The organism is Streptacidiphilus sp. PAMC 29251, assembly GCF_054208735.2.
Map to the genome: position 1 here is coordinate 6808990 of NZ_CM135725.2, position 16843 is coordinate 6825832.

The 16843-nt window shown below is 73.4% G+C and carries 14 protein-coding genes; 7 read left to right on the forward strand and 7 right to left on the reverse strand.

The genetic code is table 11. The features are described from left to right. Nucleotides 1-10: 10 nt before the first annotated feature. Together ACXKR8_RS32550 and ACXKR8_RS32555 are read right to left on the reverse strand one after the other, a co-directional pair. On the reverse strand, nt 11-2323 hold the full coding sequence (locus ACXKR8_RS32550) for an FdhF/YdeP family oxidoreductase (RefSeq protein ID WP_458268148.1): 2313 nt from the start codon (nt 2321-2323) through the stop codon (nt 11-13). A 38-nt stretch (nt 2324-2361) separates the two neighbouring features. Next, on the reverse strand, nt 2362-3081 hold the full coding sequence (locus ACXKR8_RS32555; RefSeq protein WP_458268149.1) for an HAD family hydrolase: 720 nt from the start codon (nt 3079-3081) through the stop codon (nt 2362-2364). Between the two features lie 313 nt (nt 3082-3394). Here ACXKR8_RS32555 and ACXKR8_RS32560 point away from each other — a divergent pair, with 313 nt between their 5' ends. From ACXKR8_RS32560 to ACXKR8_RS32570, 3 genes are all read left to right on the forward strand, one after another. Next, nucleotides 3395-4189 carry a DUF1684 domain-containing protein gene (locus ACXKR8_RS32560; protein ID WP_458268150.1) on the forward strand — a complete coding sequence of 265 codons (795 nt, stop codon included), beginning with the start codon at nt 3395-3397 and terminating at the stop codon, nt 4187-4189. A gap of 107 nt (nt 4190-4296) precedes the next feature. Further along, nucleotides 4297-4779, forward strand: coding sequence for a GNAT family N-acetyltransferase (locus ACXKR8_RS32565; protein ID WP_458275136.1), 483 nt, complete (start codon nt 4297-4299; stop codon nt 4777-4779). Nucleotides 4780-4925: 146 nt separating this feature from the next. Further along, entirely contained in the window at nt 4926-5789 is an 864-nt protein-coding gene (locus tag ACXKR8_RS32570) for a fumarylacetoacetate hydrolase family protein (RefSeq protein WP_458268151.1), read from the forward strand. A gap of 43 nt (nt 5790-5832) precedes the next feature. Here the strand turns inward: ACXKR8_RS32570 and ACXKR8_RS32575 are convergent, their stop codons facing one another. Then, nucleotides 5833-6570, reverse strand: coding sequence for a TetR/AcrR family transcriptional regulator (locus ACXKR8_RS32575; protein ID WP_458275137.1), 738 nt, complete (start codon nt 6568-6570; stop codon nt 5833-5835). A 183-nt stretch (nt 6571-6753) separates the two neighbouring features. Continuing rightward, nucleotides 6754-7668 (reverse strand): AurF N-oxygenase family protein, encoded by a 915-nt coding sequence (locus tag ACXKR8_RS32580; protein ID WP_458268152.1) that lies wholly within the window; start codon nt 7666-7668, stop codon nt 6754-6756. Between the two features lie 145 nt (nt 7669-7813). On the opposite strand from ACXKR8_RS32580, the gene ACXKR8_RS32585 reads away from it, so the two are divergent. Genes ACXKR8_RS32585 through ACXKR8_RS32600 form a run of 4 tightly spaced genes read left to right on the forward strand, consistent with a single transcriptional unit; the run spans nt 7814 to nt 14132 of the window. Further along, nucleotides 7814-8551: a rhomboid-like protein gene (locus ACXKR8_RS32585; RefSeq protein WP_458268153.1), complete on the forward strand. Its 738-nt coding sequence runs from the start codon at nt 7814-7816 to the stop codon at nt 8549-8551. A 4-nt stretch (nt 8552-8555) separates the two neighbouring features. After that, nucleotides 8556-10262 (forward strand): DUF885 domain-containing protein, encoded by a 1707-nt coding sequence (locus tag ACXKR8_RS32590; RefSeq protein ID WP_458268154.1) that lies wholly within the window; start codon nt 8556-8558, stop codon nt 10260-10262. A gap of 46 nt (nt 10263-10308) precedes the next feature. After that, nucleotides 10309-12516 (forward strand): DUF4139 domain-containing protein, encoded by a 2208-nt coding sequence (locus ACXKR8_RS32595; RefSeq protein WP_458268155.1) that lies wholly within the window; start codon nt 10309-10311, stop codon nt 12514-12516. A 2-nt stretch (nt 12517-12518) separates the two neighbouring features. After that, entirely contained in the window at nt 12519-14132 is a 1614-nt protein-coding gene (locus tag ACXKR8_RS32600; protein ID WP_458268156.1) for a mucoidy inhibitor MuiA family protein, read from the forward strand. Here ACXKR8_RS32600 and ACXKR8_RS32605 read toward each other — a convergent pair. Genes ACXKR8_RS32605 through ACXKR8_RS32615 form a run of 3 tightly spaced genes read right to left on the reverse strand, consistent with a single transcriptional unit; the run spans nt 14125 to nt 16819 of the window. Beyond that, on the reverse strand, nt 14125-14541 hold the full coding sequence (locus ACXKR8_RS32605) for a RidA family protein (protein WP_458268157.1): 417 nt from the start codon (nt 14539-14541) through the stop codon (nt 14125-14127). The two genes, ACXKR8_RS32600 and ACXKR8_RS32605, sit on opposite strands and share 8 nt — an antisense overlap. A gap of 29 nt (nt 14542-14570) precedes the next feature. Further along, complete coding sequence (locus ACXKR8_RS32610) at nt 14571-15692, reverse strand: phosphotransferase family protein (RefSeq protein WP_458268158.1); 1122 nt, start codon at nt 15690-15692, stop codon at nt 14571-14573. After that, on the reverse strand, nt 15689-16819 hold the full coding sequence (locus ACXKR8_RS32615) for a hypothetical protein (RefSeq protein WP_458268159.1): 1131 nt from the start codon (nt 16817-16819) through the stop codon (nt 15689-15691). The genes ACXKR8_RS32610 and ACXKR8_RS32615 overlap by 4 nt, the downstream gene beginning before the upstream one ends. Between the last annotated feature and the right edge of the window lie 24 nt (nt 16820-16843).

Below are 16843 nucleotides of genomic sequence, written 5' to 3' on the forward strand. Positions count from 1 at the left end.
CAGCAGCAGGTCAGCCGGTGACCGCTCCGGCGCCCGAGTCCTCCGCGAAGCGGATCACCACGGACTTGGACGTCGGGGTGTTGCTGGTGTCGGCCGTACTGTCCAGCGGCACCAGCACATTGGTCTCCGGGTAGTAGGCGGCCGCGCAGCCGCGGGTGGTCGGGTAGTGCACCACCCGGAAGTGCGGCGCGCGCCGCTCGGTGCCGTCCGTCCACTCGCTGATCAGGTCGACCAGGGCGCCCTCGGCCAGGCCGTGCTCGGCGGCGTCCTCGGGGTTCAGCAGGACCACCCGGCGGCCGTCGGTGATGCCGCGGTAGCGGTCGTCCAGGCCGTAGATGGTGGTGTTGTACTGGTCGTGCGAGCGCAGGGTCTGCAGCAGCAGCCGCCCGGCCGGGACCTCGGGGGCGGTCAGCGGATTGACGGTGAAGTTGGCCTTGCCGGTGGCGGTGGGGAAGGCCCGCTTGTCGCGCGGGCCGTGCGGCAGAGCAAAGCCACCGGGCTTCTTGATCTTGTCGTTGAAGTCCTCGAAGCCGGGGACGACCCGGGCGATCCGCTCCCGCAGGATGCCGTAGTCGGCGCTGAAGTCCTCCCAGGGCACGGTGTTCTTCGGCCCCAGGGTGCGCCGGGCCAGGCCGCAGACGATCGCGGTCTCCGACAGCAGGTCGTCGGCCGGCGGCTTCAGCGCCCCGCGCGAGGCGTGCACCATCCCCATCGAGTCCTCGACGGTGACCTGCTGCAGACCACTGATCTGGCGGTCGCGATCGGTCCTGCCCAGCGTCGGGAGTATCAACGCCCGCGCCCCGGTGACCACATGGGAGCGGTTGAGCTTGGTCGAGACGTGGACGGTGAGCCGGCAGCCGCGCATCGCGTCCTCGGTGACCTCGGTGTCCGGGGTGGCGCCGACGAAGTTGCCGCCCATGGCGAAGAAGACCCTCACCTTGCCGTCGCGCATGCCGCGGATGGTGTCCACCACGTCGAACCCGTGCTCGCGCGGCGGTTCGAAGCGGAACTCCTTGCCCAGGGCGTCCAGGAAGGCCGCGCTGGGCCGTTCGAAGATGCCCATGGTCCGGTCGCCCTGGACGTTGCTGTGGCCGCGCACCGGGCAGACCCCGGCGCCGGGGCGGCCGATGTTGCCGCGCAGCAGCAGGAAGTTGACGACCTCACGGATCGTCGGCACCGAGTGCTTGTGCTGGGTCAGGCCCATCGCCCAGCAGACCACGATCTTCTTGGAGTCCAGCACCAGCGCGGCCAGTTCCCGGATCTGACTCTCCGGCAGGCCGGTCGCGGCGTGCACGGCGTCCCAGTCGGTGGTCTGCGCGTCCTCGGCCCACTCGGCGAACCCGTGGCAGTGCTCCTCGATGAAGGCATGGTCCAGGACGGTGCCCGGCTCCTTCTCCTCGGCCGCCAGCAGCAGCAGGTTGAGCGCGCGGAACAGGGCCAGGTCGCCGCCGAGCCGGATCTGCAGGAACAGGTCGGTGAGCTTGGTGCCGTTGCCGACCAGGCCGCGGGCGTTCTGCGGGTTCTTGAAGCGTTCCAGGCCGGCCTCCGGCAGCGGGTTGACGCTGACGATCTTCGCCCCGGCCCGCTTGGCGCGCTCCAGTGCGGAGAGCATCCGGGGGTGGTTGGTGCCCGGGTTCTGCCCGGCGACGATGATCAGATCGGCCTGGTAGAGGTCCTTGAGGCTGACGCTGCCCTTGCCGATGCCGATGGTCTCGGTCAGCGCCGAACCCGAGGACTCATGGCACATGTTGGAGCAGTCCGGCAGGTTGTTGGTGCCCAACTGGCGGGCGAACAGCTGGAACGCGAAGGCGGCCTCGTTGCTGGTCCGGCCCGAGGTGTAGAAGGCGGCGGCGTCCGGGGTGTCCAGCGCCTTCAGCTCGTCGGCCGCCAGCTGCAGGGCGTCGTCCCAGCCGATCGGGGTGTAGTGGGTCGCGTCCTGGTCCAGCAGCATCGGGGTGGTCAGCCGGCCCTGCTGGCCGAGCCAGTAGCCGGAGCGTCCGGCCAGGTCGGCCACCGGGTGCTCGGCGAAGAACTCCGGGCCGACCTTGCGCAGGGTCGCCTCCTCGGCGACGGCCTTGGCGCCGTTCTCGCAGAACTCCGCGATGTGGGCGTGCTCCGGCTCGGGCCAGGCGCAGCCGGGGCAGTCGAAGCCGTCCGGCTGGTTCACCTTCATCAGGGTGCGGACCGAGCGGCTCGCGCCCATCTGCGCGGTGGCGATCTTCGTGGTGTGCAGCAGGGCCGGCAGGCCGGCCGCCGCGTGCTTGGGCAGGGCGACCTTGGGGGCGTCCTGTACGGGATCCTGGTCGGGAGCCTGCCTGGCCATCTGCGATCAACCTCCGGTGCTGGGTGCCTCCCATCCTGTCACTGGGGGCCGTCCGCCGCGGAGACCAGGTCGAGCACCGGCAGCAGACCGGTCGGCCGCTCGGCCACCGGGAGCGACTGGACCTGGTGGAAGGCGCAGCCCAGGGCGGTAGCGCCGCCGTCCGCGGGCAGGTCGTCGCCGACCATCAGCGTCTCCTCCGGGGTGCTGCCGAGCAGCGCGCAGGCGGCCTGGAAGATCCGCGGGTCGGGCTTCTGGATCTCCAGCTCGTAGGAGAGGACATAGGCGTCCACATAGGGGTCCAGACCGGAGTGGACGAAGATCGGGCGCAGGTCCCAGCCGATGTTGCTGACCACGGCGACCGGGATGCCGCGCCGCCGCAGCTCCTTCAGCACCGGCTCGGCGTCGGGGTACGGGCTGCGCCAGGCGCCCGCGGCCTTGTGCCGCTCGTAGAGCTCGGCGGCCAGGGCGTCCGACCGGTCCGGGCCGAAGGACGGGAGCAGGGCGGCGCGGGTCTGCGCCGTGTACGCCGTGCGGTGGTGCTCCGCGCTGAGGTCGCGTTCGCCCCAGCCGGCGGGGGCGTGCAGCGGCGGCGGGCCGCCGGGGAGCGCGCCGCTGTCGGTCAACCGCCGGACGCAGGCGGCGCGTTGGTCCTCCGACAGGTCCAGGGCGAGATCCAGGGCGAGGGCGTCGAACCACTCGGCGACCGACTCGATGTGGAAGAGCGTGCCGGAGAAGTCGAACATCACAGCTTTGATCATGCGGCGATTATCGTCCCGCGAGCTGGACCGATGTTGACCAGGGGGGACGGCCGCTGGTCCACTGGCCGGGTGAATACTGAGCTGCGCCTGGTGATCAGGGGCCACGGACTTCGGTCGGGTGTGGTCCGCGGCCTGTTGCCGGTAGCCGGCTGCTTGGCGCTTCATCCGTAAGTGCTCCCCTCCGCCGGCTTCGCGGTTGAGGTGTGGGGCCCGGACTCCGCTGGGTACGACTCGGGAGAGCTGCCGTTGCGCGGCACCCCCACTCCCTTCAGCTTCCTCCTTCCTCTTTCCCTTCCGCACCGGAGGTAACTCAGTGAGCAGCAGCCTGGACGACTGGAAGCACTGGCGCGACGACCGGGTGGTCGCGGCTCGGGCACCGCACGGCCCGCTCGCCCTCACCGGGACCTACTGGCTGGCCGACCTGCGCGAGGGCCTGCCGGGGGTGCCCGGACGCTGGGAGCTCCAGGGCAGCTGCGTGGTCCTCACCGCGGCCCGGCACGACGGCCTGGAAGTCGACCACACGGCGCTGGACGGCTCGGTCCGGCTCTGTCCGGACACCGCGCCCCGACCCTCCCTGATCACCCACGGCGGCCGACTGCTGCTGCTGATCCTCCGCGAGGGCGAGTACGCGGTCCGGATCTACGACCCGGCGTCGGCGGCGCGGTCCGCCTTCGCCGGCATCGACGCCCACCCCTACAGCCCGGACTGGGTCAGGACCGCGCGCTTCACCCCGTACCCGGAGGCCCGTACCGTCGCCGTCCCGCACGCGGACGGGCGGAAGCGCGGGGTGGCGCTGGCGGGGGAGCTGGCCTTCACCGGACCTGACTCGTCGGGTGCGCAGGTCGCGCTGACGCTGCAGGTGGGCCAGGCCGAGGACGGTTCGCTGGACGCGGTCTTCGCGGACGCGGCGAGCGGGAAGAAGACCTTCCGGTTCCGCTTCCTGCGGCTGCCGGCCCCCGACGCGGACGGGCTGACCGAGATCGACTTCAACCGGGCCTACCTGCCGCCCTGCGCCTTCGCCGACCACTTCCTCTGCCCCTTCCCGCCGCCCGGCAACACCCTGCCGGTGGCGGTCGAGGCCGGGGAGAAGCGGGTGCTTCAGCACTGAGCACGCACCCCCGGGCCCGGCCCGACTTCCTCAGCAAGCCGACCCTCGACGGCGAGCTGGTCGTGCTGCGCCCGCTGACCGACGCGGACCTCCCGGAGCTGCGGCCGATGCTGGCGGACCACGAGGTGGCCCGGCTGACCGGCTCCCGGGGCGGCGCCCCGGACGAGGCCCGGCTGCGGGCCTGGTACCGGACCAGGATCGGCCAGGACGACCGGCTCGACCTGGCCGTGCTGGAGCGTGCCACCGGGGCCTGCGTCGGTGAGGCGGTGCTGAACGGCTGGAGCGAGGCGGACCAGAGCTGCGGCTTCCGGATCGCCCTCGCCCCGGGGAGCTACGGACGCGGGCTGGGCACCGAGGCCACCCGGCTGATCTGCGGCTACGGCTTCGAGAAGCTAGGGCTGCACCGGATCTCGCTGGAGGTCTACGCCTTCAACCCGAGGGCCAGGCGGGTCTACGAGAAGGCCGGGTTCGTGGCCGAGGGCGTGCAGCGGGACGCACTGCGCTGGGACGGGGAGTGGGTGGACGCGGTGACCATGTCGATCCTGGCCGGGGAGTGGGAGCGGCACCGGGGGCGGCCGGCGGCGGGGTGACCGTTTTCGGGGCCGGCCGTCCGGGGGCCGGCCGTCCGAGGCGTGATCGCCGGCTGGACTGCTGTCCCAGGGGTTGATATACATCGAAGCTCCTGGCGACGGTGGGCGACCGGACCGTCCTGATCGCAAAGGTGTGTGGTGAACAGGTGCGATTCCTGCGCGTAGGACCCTTCGGGGCCGAGGGGCCGGCCCTGCTGGCCGCCGACGAGAAGACCGCGTACGACCTCTCCGGCCTCACCGGGGACATCGACGGCGGCTTCCTGGAACGACTGCTCGACGAGGGCCCCGATCGGATCGAGGCGCTCCGCGAAGCAGGTGCACTGCCCGTGCTGGACCTGGCCGGGCAGCGCCTCGGCGCGCCCGTGGCCCGGCCGCCGAAGGTGGTCTGCATCGGGCTCAACTACCGGGACCACGCCGCCGAGGCGGGGTCGGAGATCCCGGCCGAGCCGGTGATCTTCATGAAGGCGACCAACACCGTGGTCGGCCCGGACGACGAGGTGCTGGTGCCGCGCGGCAGCGCCAAGACCGACTACGAGGTCGAGCTGGCCATCGTGATCGGCCGGACCGCCCGCTACCTGGGCTCGCCCGCCGACGCCGACGCGGTGATCGCCGGGTACGCGATCAGCAACGACGTGTCGGAGCGCGAGTTCCAGCTGGAGCGCGGCGGCACCTGGGACAAGGGCAAGTCCTGCGAGACCTTCAACCCGCTCGGCCCCTGGCTGGTCACCGCGGACGAGGTCGGCGACCCGCAGCGGCTCGGGCTGCGGCTCTCGGTGAACGGCGAACCCCGGCAGGCCGGGAGCACCGCGGACATGATCTTCGACGTCCGGTACGTGGTCTGGTACGTCAGCCAGTTCCTGGTGCTGGAGCCCGGCGACGTGATCAACACCGGCACCCCGGCCGGGGTGGCGATGGGGCGCGCGGACCAGGCCTATCTGCAGCCGGGCGACGTGATGGAGCTGGAGATCGACGGGCTCGGCCGGCAGCGGCAGGTGCTCGGCAAGGCGTAGCCCGGTTCGTCGGGGTCGGTTTGGGGTCGGGGCTGGGTGCGGGTCAGGCCCGCGGCTCGGCGGGGGCTTCCAGCAGCAGGGAGCCCAGCCGGGCCACCAGCGCCGTCCCCACCTCGGCGCCCGCGCCGGTCAGCATCGACCGCAGCACCCGTGCCGACTGCGGGTCGTGCAGGGCGGACACGGCGAACATGGCCACGAACTCGTCCACCAGCCAGTCCCGCAGCTCCGCCGCCGCGCCCACCCCGGTCCCCGCCCCGGTGTCCTTCGCTCTGCTGCCTCCCGCGGCCCCGCGGCGGGAGTCGTCCAGCCAGGTCAGCGCGGCCGTCTCGACCACCGCGATCCAGGACCTGACCAGCAGCAGCAGCCGGGGGCCCGGCTCCGGCACCAGCAGCTGCTCCAGGATGCTGCGGTGGGCCGCGCGGCGGACCTCGTCCACGATCGCGGTGGTCCGCTCGGTCTCGGCGACCGAGCCGCCGCGGAGCAGCGCCCCGTACCCGGCCGCGTGCTCGCCGACGAAGCCGAAGTACTGGTCCAGCACATGGCCCAGGCGCTCGGCCGGGCCGCCGTGGGTGGGTGCGGTGAAGCGCGAGGACAGCTCGTCGGCGGCGGTGCGGAGCGCGGCCTCGTACAACTGCTGCTTCCCGCCCGGGAAGTAGCGGTAGACCAGCGGACGGGAGGCCTCCGCGGCGAGGGCGACGTCGTCCAGCGAGACCTCCTCCGGAGCGTGCCGGCTGAACAGCTCCAGGGCGACGGCGATCAGCTGCTCCCGCCGCTGCTCCACCGGCAACCGCCGGTACGGCGCCCTGGGCGCCCTGGGCGCCCGAGGCGCCCGCTTGCCGGCGGCAGCCTGTCTGACGGTGACGGCGGCCGGGTCGGCAGCGGGCGCGCTCGGCGCGACGGGGTCGACTGCGGCGGGGGCGTCCATGCGCCCACTTTACGGCTGCGGCCCGCACGGACCGCGAGGTCACCCCGCGAGGAGGCCCGAGCGGCGCCAGGCGGCGCGGTCGAGGCGGCTGTGGATGATGCCGGTCTCCTCCAGGAAGCCGGTCAGCCGTTCCGCCGACCAGCGGAGCGTCTCACGGCGGTGCTCGCTGGCGCGGGCCTGCCGCAGCGCCTCGGCCACGTCCAGGCCGACCGCCGCGTACACGGCCGGACTGATCAGGGCCCGGGCGACCACCACCGAGGCCTCGCCGGAGACCGTACGGGTCAGCTGCCGCTCCCAGGCCGGGCAGGTCGCCATCTGCCGCCGCAGCTCCTCGCGGGCGTAGCGGACGTGCCGGGCCTCCTCCACCACATGGATCCTGGTGATGCCGCGGACCAGCGGCTGGATGGTCTCGTCCGGGAAGGTCTGCCGCTGGATCCGGTCCAGGATCTCCTCCACCAGCAGGGTCGCGGTGAAGGCCCCGGGCGTGGTCGCGGTGGTCTTCAGGATCCGGCCGAGGAAGCGGGTGACACCGCCGGGGCGGTAGTACGGGGTGTCCAGCTTGGTCACCATCCGGGCGAACATCCGCGAGTGCCGGCACTCGTCGGCCATCTCGGTGAGCGCGTAGGTGACATGGCTGCTGCGCGGGTCCAGGTCGTAGATGTGCCGGGTGAGCAGCTGCATCAGGATGATCTCGAACCAGATCCCGGCCGAGGCCAGGCTGGCCGCCTCGTGCCGGGAGAGCTCGATCCGCTGCTCCTCGGAGAGCCGCTGCCAGATCGGGGTGCCGTAGAGGGAGACCATCCGCTCCGGCAGGAACCACTTCCCGGGTTCCAGCGGGGCGTCCCAGTCCAGCTCGGTGTCGGGGTCGTACGAGTGCTTGGCGGACGCCTCGAGCAGGCGCTCGGCCACCTGCTCACGGTCCGTCAGCAGAGCGGTCGCGGCTTCGGTGCGCATGGTCGGACTCCTGCCCTGACGGGTGTTCCCTGGTCGGGACTCTGCTCTTATGAGACTGCATGTCAACAACGCAGTCAATCCCTCCCGCCGACGGCGGGAGTGTCACCGCCCCGGGCCCCGCCGGGAAGCACCGAGAATGGAGCCCATGACCACGGCAGACCCGCCCCGGCCCCCGGCCGCACGTCCCCGGCTCCGCCGCTGGTGGGGGGCCCTCGTCCGGTACGTCGGGGCTGCTCCCGGCACCTTCGTCTGGCTGCTGGTGCTCGCACTGAACACCTTCGCCCTGGTCCACATGTCGCCGCGGGTGCGCGAGTACTTCCTGTTCACCCACAGCACCAATCTGGACCAGCTGCGGCACCACCCGATCAAGGTCCTGGTCACCAGCGCCTTCCTGACCGAGAAGCCGAGCTTCCTGCTCTGGTTCCCGGTCTTCAACCTGTTCCACGTCCCGGCCGAGCGCTGGCTCGGCACCAGGCGCTGGCTGATCGTGGTCGTCACCGCCCATGTCGGAGCGACCCTGGTCAGCGAGGGCGCGGTCGATCTGATGATCAGGGCCGGGGCGCTGCCGCACCGCACCGCGTACGCCCTCGACATCGGCGTCAGCTATGCGCTGGCCGGCTCGATCGGTGTGCTCACCTGGTTCCTCGCCCGGCCGCTGCGCTGGTACTACCTGGGCGCGGCGACCTGCTTCTTCCTGCTGCTGCTGGCCAGTGACCGGGATTTCACCAACCTCGGCCACCTCACCGCCTTTCTGATCGGCGTCGGCTGCTACCCCGTCACCAGGGGCGTCCCCGGCGGCGGCTGGACTCCGCGGCGGCTGCGGCGCGGGGGCGGCGATCGCGGGGAAAAGCTGTCACCACTGCGCAGTGGTGCGTCAGGATGACGGCATGGCAGACACAGTGACCTCCTCGACCCCGCCCCCTGCTCCGCGCACCCCGCGACAGCTCGCCGACGCCTATGTCGAGGCGCTGGCCGTCCAGAACCCGGGGTTGGCGGCGAGCCTCGGGGTCAACCCCGGTGACGACCGGCAGCCCGACCTCTCGCCCGCCGGATTCGAGGCCGAGGCCGAGCTGGCCCGGCGCGTCCTCGCCGACCTCGCCGCGCTCCCCGCCGAGAGCCTGCGGGACAGCGCCGAAGCCGCCTGCGCCCGGCTGCTCACCGAGCGGCTCACCGCCCAACTCGCGGTCCACGACGCCGGGGACCACTTCCGCGCGCTCAGCAACATCGCCTCCCCGGTGCACGACGTCCGGCAGATCTTCACGCTGATGGCGACCGCCACGGACGAGGACTGGACCGTGGTGGCCGGGCGGCTGCGGAACGTCGCCGGCGCGCTCCAGGGCTACCGGGCCACCCTGCAGGTCGGCCTGGACCGCGGGCTGTACTCGGGGCCGCGCCAGGTCGCCACCGTGATCGGGCAGCTCGACGGCTGGCTCGGCGCGGACGGCGGCCCGAGCTGGTTCGCCGACTTCGTCGCCAAGGGCCCGGACCGGCTGCGCGCCGAACTCGACGCGGCCGCGGCGGAGGCCACCGCCGCCAGTGCCGCCTTCCAGGACTGGCTCAGGACCGCGTACGCCCCGGCCGCGGCCGGGGGCTCCGACATCGCCGGGCGCGAGCTCTACCTCCGCTCCGCCCGCGACTGCACCGGCGCCGACCTGGACCTGGACGAGGCCTACGGCTGGGCCTGGACCGAGTTCCACCGGCTGTACGCCGCCCAGCAGGCCGAGGCGGTCCTGGTACTGCCCGGCGCGACCCCGCTGGAGGCGGTCGCGCACCTGGAGCAGCACGGTCACACCGTCAAGGGTGTGGAGGAGATCAGGAACTGGCTGCAGCAGCTGATGGACCGGGCCATCGAGGCGCTCGACGGCACCCACTTCGACCTGGAGGGGCCGCTGCGCCAGGTCGAGGCCATGATCGCGCCGGCCGGCAGCGCCGCCGCTCCCTACTACACCCGGCCCAGCCTGGACTTCTCCCGTCCGGGGCGGACCTGGCTGCCGACCCAGGGCCAGGAGGACTTCCCGACCTGGGAACTGGTGAGCACCTGGTACCACGAGGGCGTCCCCGGCCACCATCTGCACCTGGCCCAGCGGATGCGCTCGGCCGAGCACCTGTCCCGCTTCCAGATGACCATCGGCGGCGTCAGCGCCGACACCGAGGGCTGGGCCCTCTACGCCGAGCGCTTCATGGACGAGCTGGGCTTCTTCACCGACCCGGGCCACCGGCTCGGGTTCCTGGAGGGGCAGATGCTGCGCACCATCCGGGTCATCATCGACATCGGCATGCACCTGGAAATGGTCATCCCCGCCGACTCCCCGTTCCGCCCCGGCGAGCGCTGGACCCCGGAGCTGGCCACCGAGTTCTTCGCCGCCTACAGCGGCGCCACGGCCGAGATGCGGGAGAGCGAGATCGTCCGCTATCTGGGCTGGCCCGGTCAGGCCATCGGCTACAAGCTCGGCGAGCGGGCCTGGCTGCGCGGACGCGAGGAGGCCAGGCGCCGGCACGGCGACGCCTTCGACCTCAAGGCCTGGCACATGAAGGCGCTGTCGCAGGGCCCGTTCGGCCTGGACGACCTGACTGAGCAACTCGCCGCGCTCTGATTGCTAACGTGGCACCCACGCAAGAGCCGGCGAGGGGGAGCGCACCATGAGCGATACGGACCGTCAACTCACTTCCGTGCTGCATTCGGTGGTGGTCTACGCGGCCGGTGCGCTCTGCCGCCGCCGGGCGGTGCTGACACTGCCGCCCGGCCCGCCGGTGACGCTGCGGGTCAGGCTGGACGGGCTGCCGCTGACCGTGGACGCCCACAGCCTGCGCGGTTCACTGCGGTCCGGGCCTGGGTCCGGGTCCGGTGGCCTGCGGATCCTGGACGTGCGCCGGGTGGTGGCGGCCGAGCTCTCGGCCGCCGAGGACCTGTCGCCGCTGCGGCGGGAGTGCGACGCCGCCGAGGAGGCGCTGTACGCGGCCGGGGCGGCGCGGGCCGCGCTCGCGGCGCAGGCCGAGCAGATCGCGGCGCTGCGGGCGGTCCCGCCGGTCCCGCGCCGGGGCGACCCGCCGCGGCGCGCCCCCACCGACGCGCTGCTGGCGCTGGCCGAGTTCGTCGACACCCGGCTCGCCGGGCTGCAGCAGCGGCTGCTGGCCGCCGAGGACGCGCTCCGGGCCGCGGAGCAGCAGGCGGAGATCGCCCGGCGGCGGCTGCGGGCCGCCTCGTCCGGACAGCCGACCGAGCAGGTCGCCGGGACCAGCTCGGTGCTGCTGACGATCGATCAGCCGGAGCCGCTGGAGGCCGCCACCGAGGTCGAACTGGAGCTGGAGTACGGCGTCCCCGGCGCCACCTGGACCCCGACCTACCATCTGCGGCTGGACGGGATCCACGGCGACCGGCCGGCCGGCAGTCTGGTGATGCGGGCCTGCGTGGGCCAGCACAGCGGCGAGGACTGGACCGGGGTGCGGATCGGGCTCTCCACGGCGGACCTGCGCCGCCGCACCGATCTGCCGGAGCTGCGCTCGCTGCGGATCGGCCGCCGGCAGAACGAGCCCGTGCCGCAGCTCTGGCGGGAGCCCCCGCCGGGGCTGTCCGAGCTGTTCGGCGGCTATGACGACTTCCTCGGGTCGATGGTCCAGAAGGAGCGGAAGCAGCAGAAGCAGCGGGAACGGGAGAGCAGGTCGGAGCTGGCAGTCGCCGCCGGCCCGGTGCCGCCGCCGGCCCCGATCCCGGCCTTTCCGCCCGCGATGGCGCGGCCGGCCATGCCGCCGCCGCCCGCGCCCGGCGGGGCTCCGGAGCCCTCCTTCGGCGGGGGCGGCTATGGCGCGATGGCCCCGCAGAGCGCCGAGCGGGACCGGACGGCCGGGCCGATGGTGACCAGGTCGGCCCGGTCGGCCGCGGTCGCCTACGACCAGGCCGGGCCCGGGGCGCTGGGAGGTTCCGGGGCGCCGAGCGCGTCCATGGCGAAGAAGGCGGCGCCGCCGCCCCCGCCGCCGCCCGCCGAGGGCCTGCGCGACTACGCCCAGCTGGCGCTGGCCGGAGCCGGTGAGCCGCGGGCGGAACGCGGGCGGCTGCGGCCGTCCGAGCCGGGGTCCGGCGCGTCCGGTGGGTCCGCTGCCTCCGCTGCCTCTGCTGCTATCGCCGCTGAGCAGCGCAGGCAGGCGGAGGCGGTGGCCCGGCTGCCGCTGCCGCCGCACTGCCGTCCGGTCCGGGACTCGGCGGGCTCGTTCGACCACCGCTATGACGCGGGCGCCCCGGTCGACGTGCCGTCCGACGGGGCCTGGCACACCGTCCCGGTGCTGGAGTTCCCGGTCGGGACGGCGCTTGAGCACATCTGCGTCCCGGCCGTCGACACCCGGGTCTACGCCGCGGTGCTGCTGGACAACAGCAGCCGGCACGCCCTGCTCGCGGGGGCGGCCGAAGTGAGCGTGGACGGCGCCCATCTGATGACCGTTCAGCTGCCCACGCTGGCGCCCGGCGAGCACCGCCGGGTCGGCATCGGCGTGGTGGAGAGCATCCAGGTGGCCCGGCGGGTGCAGACCAAGGAGTCCACCGCGGGGCTGCGCGGCGGGACGACCGTGGTCGAGCAGAGCATCGAGATCGACCTCGCCAACCGGCTCGGCCGCCCGGTCACGGTCGAGGTCCGGGAGCGCGTCCCGGTCAGCGACGACAAGGACGTCCGGGTCGAGGAGCAGTCCGCGACCCCGCCGTGGAAGGCCGTCCCGCCCGAGCAGGACGAGCAGCACCGGCGCGGGATGCGGGTGTGGCGGATCACCCTCGCCCCGCACGCCCGCCAGCGGCTGAACGGCGGGTACGAGATCCGCCTGCCGGTGGCCAAGGCCCTCTTCGACGGAAACCGGAGGCTCTGACCATGCCCACTGAAGCCATCCCCTGCCCGGTCACCGCGGTGACCCTGCTGGAGGACCGGGCCGAGCTGGAGCGCGCGGTGCTGCTCGACCTCGCCGCCGGCGCGCACCGGGTCCGGCTGGGCCCGGTCACCCCGCTCGCGGTGGACCGCTCGCTGCGGGCCGAGCTGGACGGGGCCGACGGGGCGACCGTCGTCGACGCCCGGCTGGTGCGGCTCTATGTGCCGCCGCCGGTCGGCGCCCCGGCTGAGGACGCCTCGGCCCTGCGCCACCGGGTCCATGAACTCGGCGAGGGCATCCGGCAGTTGGAGGCGGAGCGGGAGCGGACCGCGAGCCGGGTCGCGATCCTGGACCAGCTGCTGGCCGAGCTGCACCGCGACATCGCCGAGGGTGTGGGCGCCGGGGAGGCCGCCCCCGAGCGCTGGACCGCCGACCTGGACCGCGCCCACCAGGAGCACACCCGCCACACCGAGGCACAGCGGCTGCTCGGCCGGCGGCTGCTGCAGGACCGTGAGCAGCTGCGGCGCGCCGAACAGGCGCTGGAGGCGGCGGAGGAGCAGCCGCTGGTGCTCGCCGCCTTCGTGGACCTGGTGATCGAGGCCGCCGCCCCGGTCGCCGCCGCCCGGCTGACGCTGCATCACCTCACCCCCTGCGCGCTCTGGCGTCCCGCCTACCGGGCCGAACTGTCCGCGGACGGGACCACGCTGGCGCTGCAGCGCGACGCGGTGGCCTGGCAGCGCACCGGCGAGGACTGGACCGGCGTCGCGGTCACCCTCTCCACCGCCAGGACCACCCTGGCCGCGGAGCCGCCCCGGCTGGGGGAGGACGTGCTGCTGCTGGTGGACCGCACCCCGGAGGAGCGGCGCACCATCGAGGTGGATCTGCGCGAGGTCGAGATCCAGACCGTGGGCCCGGCCGACGAGGGCGGCCCCGGTGACGGGGGCGGCCCCGGTTCCAGTGATGACGCAGCCGCCGTCGGGGCCCTGCCCGGGGTGGACGACGGCGGCGAGGCGCGGGTGCTGACCGCGCCCGCGCCGGTGACCCTGCCCTCCGACGGCCGCCCGCACCGGATCCGGCTCGGCGCCTCCACCCTGCCGGCCCGGGCCGAGTACAGCGCCGCGCCGGAACTGTCGTCGCTGGTCAGCCAGGTGGTCCGGTTCCGCAACAGCACCGGGCAGGTGCTGCTGTCCGGGCCGGTGGACCTGGTCAGGGGCAGCGGCTTCGTCGGCCGCGGCGAGCTGCGGTTCACCGCCGTGGACGCCCCGGCCGAGCTCTCCTTCGGCAGCGAGGACACCTTCCGGATCACCCGGGCGGTGGAGGAGTCCCGCGACACCACCGCGCTGACCGGCCGTACCGTGCTCACCCGCACGGTACGGCTCTCGGTCTCCCGCTTCGCGCCGCCGGGGGAGCCGGCGCTGGTGGTGGCCGTCCGCGAGCGGATCCCGGTCTCCGAGCTGTCGGCGGTGGACGTCCGGCTCGACAAGGAGCGCTGCTCACCGCCCCCGGACAGCACCGACGCCGAGGGCGTGGTCCGCTACGAGCTCACCCTCGGCCCGGACGACCGCCGCACGCTCACCCTCGGCTACGAGATCAGCGCGGCCAAGGCCGTGGTCATCTGAGGGCGCCGGGGCGGCGGCGGGCCTCCACCTCGATCTCGATCTTCATCGCCGGGTCGGCCAGGCCGCAGACCATCATCGTCGCGGCCGGCCTGACCTCGCGGAAGACCGCGCTCAGCACCGGCCAGCAGGGCTCGAAGTCCGCCCGCTCGGGCAGCAGGTAGCGCACCCGGACCACGTCGGCGAAGGAGCTCCCGGCCTGCGCCAGCGCCGCCCCGATATTGCGCAGACACTGCGCGGCCTGCTCCACGACATCGTCCGAGATGGTCATGGCGGCGTAGTCGTAGCCGGTGGTGCCGGACACATGGATCCAGTCCCCGTCGACCACGGCCCGCGCGTACCCGATCCGCTCCTCAAAGGTCGACCCGCTCAGAATCGGGTAGCGCTGGCTCTGTTCGGTGGATTCACTCATGACCGCGAAACTACCGCCCAGCTGCGGGTTCACCAGTAGCGGCCGTTCACCATCTGTTCGAGTCTGGCGCGGTGCAGGATCAGTTGGTCCGGGTCGGCGGGGGCCGGGGACTCGCCGAAGTGCAGTTGGCGGTAGCCGATGCGGAGCATCACCACGGCGTGCCGCAGGGCCGCGTAGAGCAGGTGGAACTCCAGGTCGGCGGGGGTGTGGCCGGTGAGTTCGGCGTAGTGGGCGCAGATTCGGTCGGTGGCCAGGAAGTCCGGCATGCCGGGGAGTCCTGAGCTCTCGGTGAGGTCCTGGAAGAAGCGGTGTAGGAAGATCAGCCAGGCGAGGTCCAGCTCGCGCGGGCCGAGCGAGGCCATCTCCCAGTCGAGCACCGCGACCGGGTCGAAGCCCTGGTAGATGATGTTGCCGATCCTGGCGTCGCCCCAGCTCAGCACGGTCGGGCCTGCCTCCCGGGGCCACAGCTGCTCCAGCCGTTGGAAGGCCCGCTCGATCAGCGGCGAGCGCGGGCGTCCGTCCACCACCCAGGCGTAGTAGGCCCGTTGCTGCTCCACATGGCGCCGCAGCGGGTCGGCCCCGGCGGTGGGTCCGAGCGGCTCCAGAAAGGCCGCCGCCTCGGCCGGCACGGCGTGCAGCGCGGCCAGCACCTCCACCGTGCCCCGCTCCAGCCGCTGCTGCTCCGCGACGGACGCGTCGAACAGCCAGTTCCCGCCGTAGGTGTACGGCATCACGTCCGGCGGCACCCGGCCGGCGACCCGTTCCATCACAAAGCCCGCCGCGCCCAGCGGCTCCGGGTCGGTCTCCAGCCGCAGCAGGCCCGGCATCGGCACCTTGGTCCGCTCCGCCACCAGCCGCATCGCCAGGTACTGCCGCTCCATGTCGTAGCGCGGGAACACCGCGTAGGCGTCGGTGTCGGCGGCCAGCCGCAGCACGCACGGCCGTGCCTCGGCCCGGTCCGGACCGTACAGGTCGAAGAGCACGGTCTCGCTGGACATCCCGTTGGTCGGCGGCACCGAGAGTCCGCCGACGGTCGAGCCCGGCAGCCAGCTGTCGACCCAGGCGCCGAGGCGGCGCTCCAGCTCGGCCGGGTCACGGGTGGTGGTGCGCGGCCGGGCCACACTCGGCACGGGCGGCAGCTCGTTGCTCATGGCGCCACCGCCGCGAAGTCGGCGAAGCCGCTGGGGTCGTGGCGGCCGAAGCTGCCGTGCTCGAATATCCCGTGCCCCACCTCGCCGTCCAGGGTGAACCGGGCCGCGTGGTCGGTGACCCCGTACCCGGCGAGGCCCAACTCGGCGGGGTCGGTCAGGTCGTAGACCCGGCGCTCGCTCCACCCGCGGCCCTGCCAGGTCCCGTGCTGCCAGCCCTGGGCGGGCGGATAGCCGGCGCCGACCGCCAGCGGGCTGCCGATGAGGATCTCGGCGTGGATCTCCACCTGCTTGCGGGCCGCGTCGCTGAGGTGGATCACCGCGGAGTGCGGATGCCGGGTGCCCGGGTCGTAGCCGATGTCGACATAGGGCCAGCCCAGCTGCTCGTCCGGACGCCCGCTGCCCTCCGGGTGGACCAGCACGGCGTCGTTGAGGGTGCGGTAGCCGTCGGCGTCCTCCTGCAGCACCACCATCACAAAGCGGTCCTGGAACCGGATCGGGCACCAGACCCAGTGGAAGCCCTCGGTGCGGTGCTCCTCGGCCGCGCGGCCGGGCTGCTCGCCGGGGATCGGTCGGACGCCCCAACTGCGGTCCCTGGTCCCGGTCCACCCGTCCGGGGCGACCCGGTGCTCGACCCCGCCCGCCCGGATCGTCCCGCTCGGCGTGCCGGCCTGGACGTAGCGGCGGCCCTCCAGGGTGAGCCGGTCCCCGGTGCGGGCGACGTGGTGCGGCTCCCACAGGGCCGGGAAGGCGGCCTCCCAGACCAGGTCGAAGCAGAGCCCGTCCGGGTCGGTGGGGTCCTCCTCGCAGACCAGCCGCAGGGTCCGCAGCGGTTCCCGCACCTCGATCCGCAGCGGGCCCACGGCCAGCCGCATCCGGTCCTCGCCCAGCGCGTCCGAGGCCCGCACCGCGTGCATCAGGTCGCCGGTGCGCAGGGTGGCGTAGGCGTCGATCACGCCCTGGTTGGGGTAGACGCCGAGCCCGGCGATCAGCAGGGCCTGCCCGCTGTGGTCGAACACATGGAAGATGCAGCGGTCGTAGGCGTTCCGGTCCCCGGTGGCGACATGCCGCATGGAGAGCGGGACCTGGTGCACGGGGTACTCGTCGAGCGGAACCGGGCGGTGGGTCATACGGGCGTCCTCCCTCGGGATCGA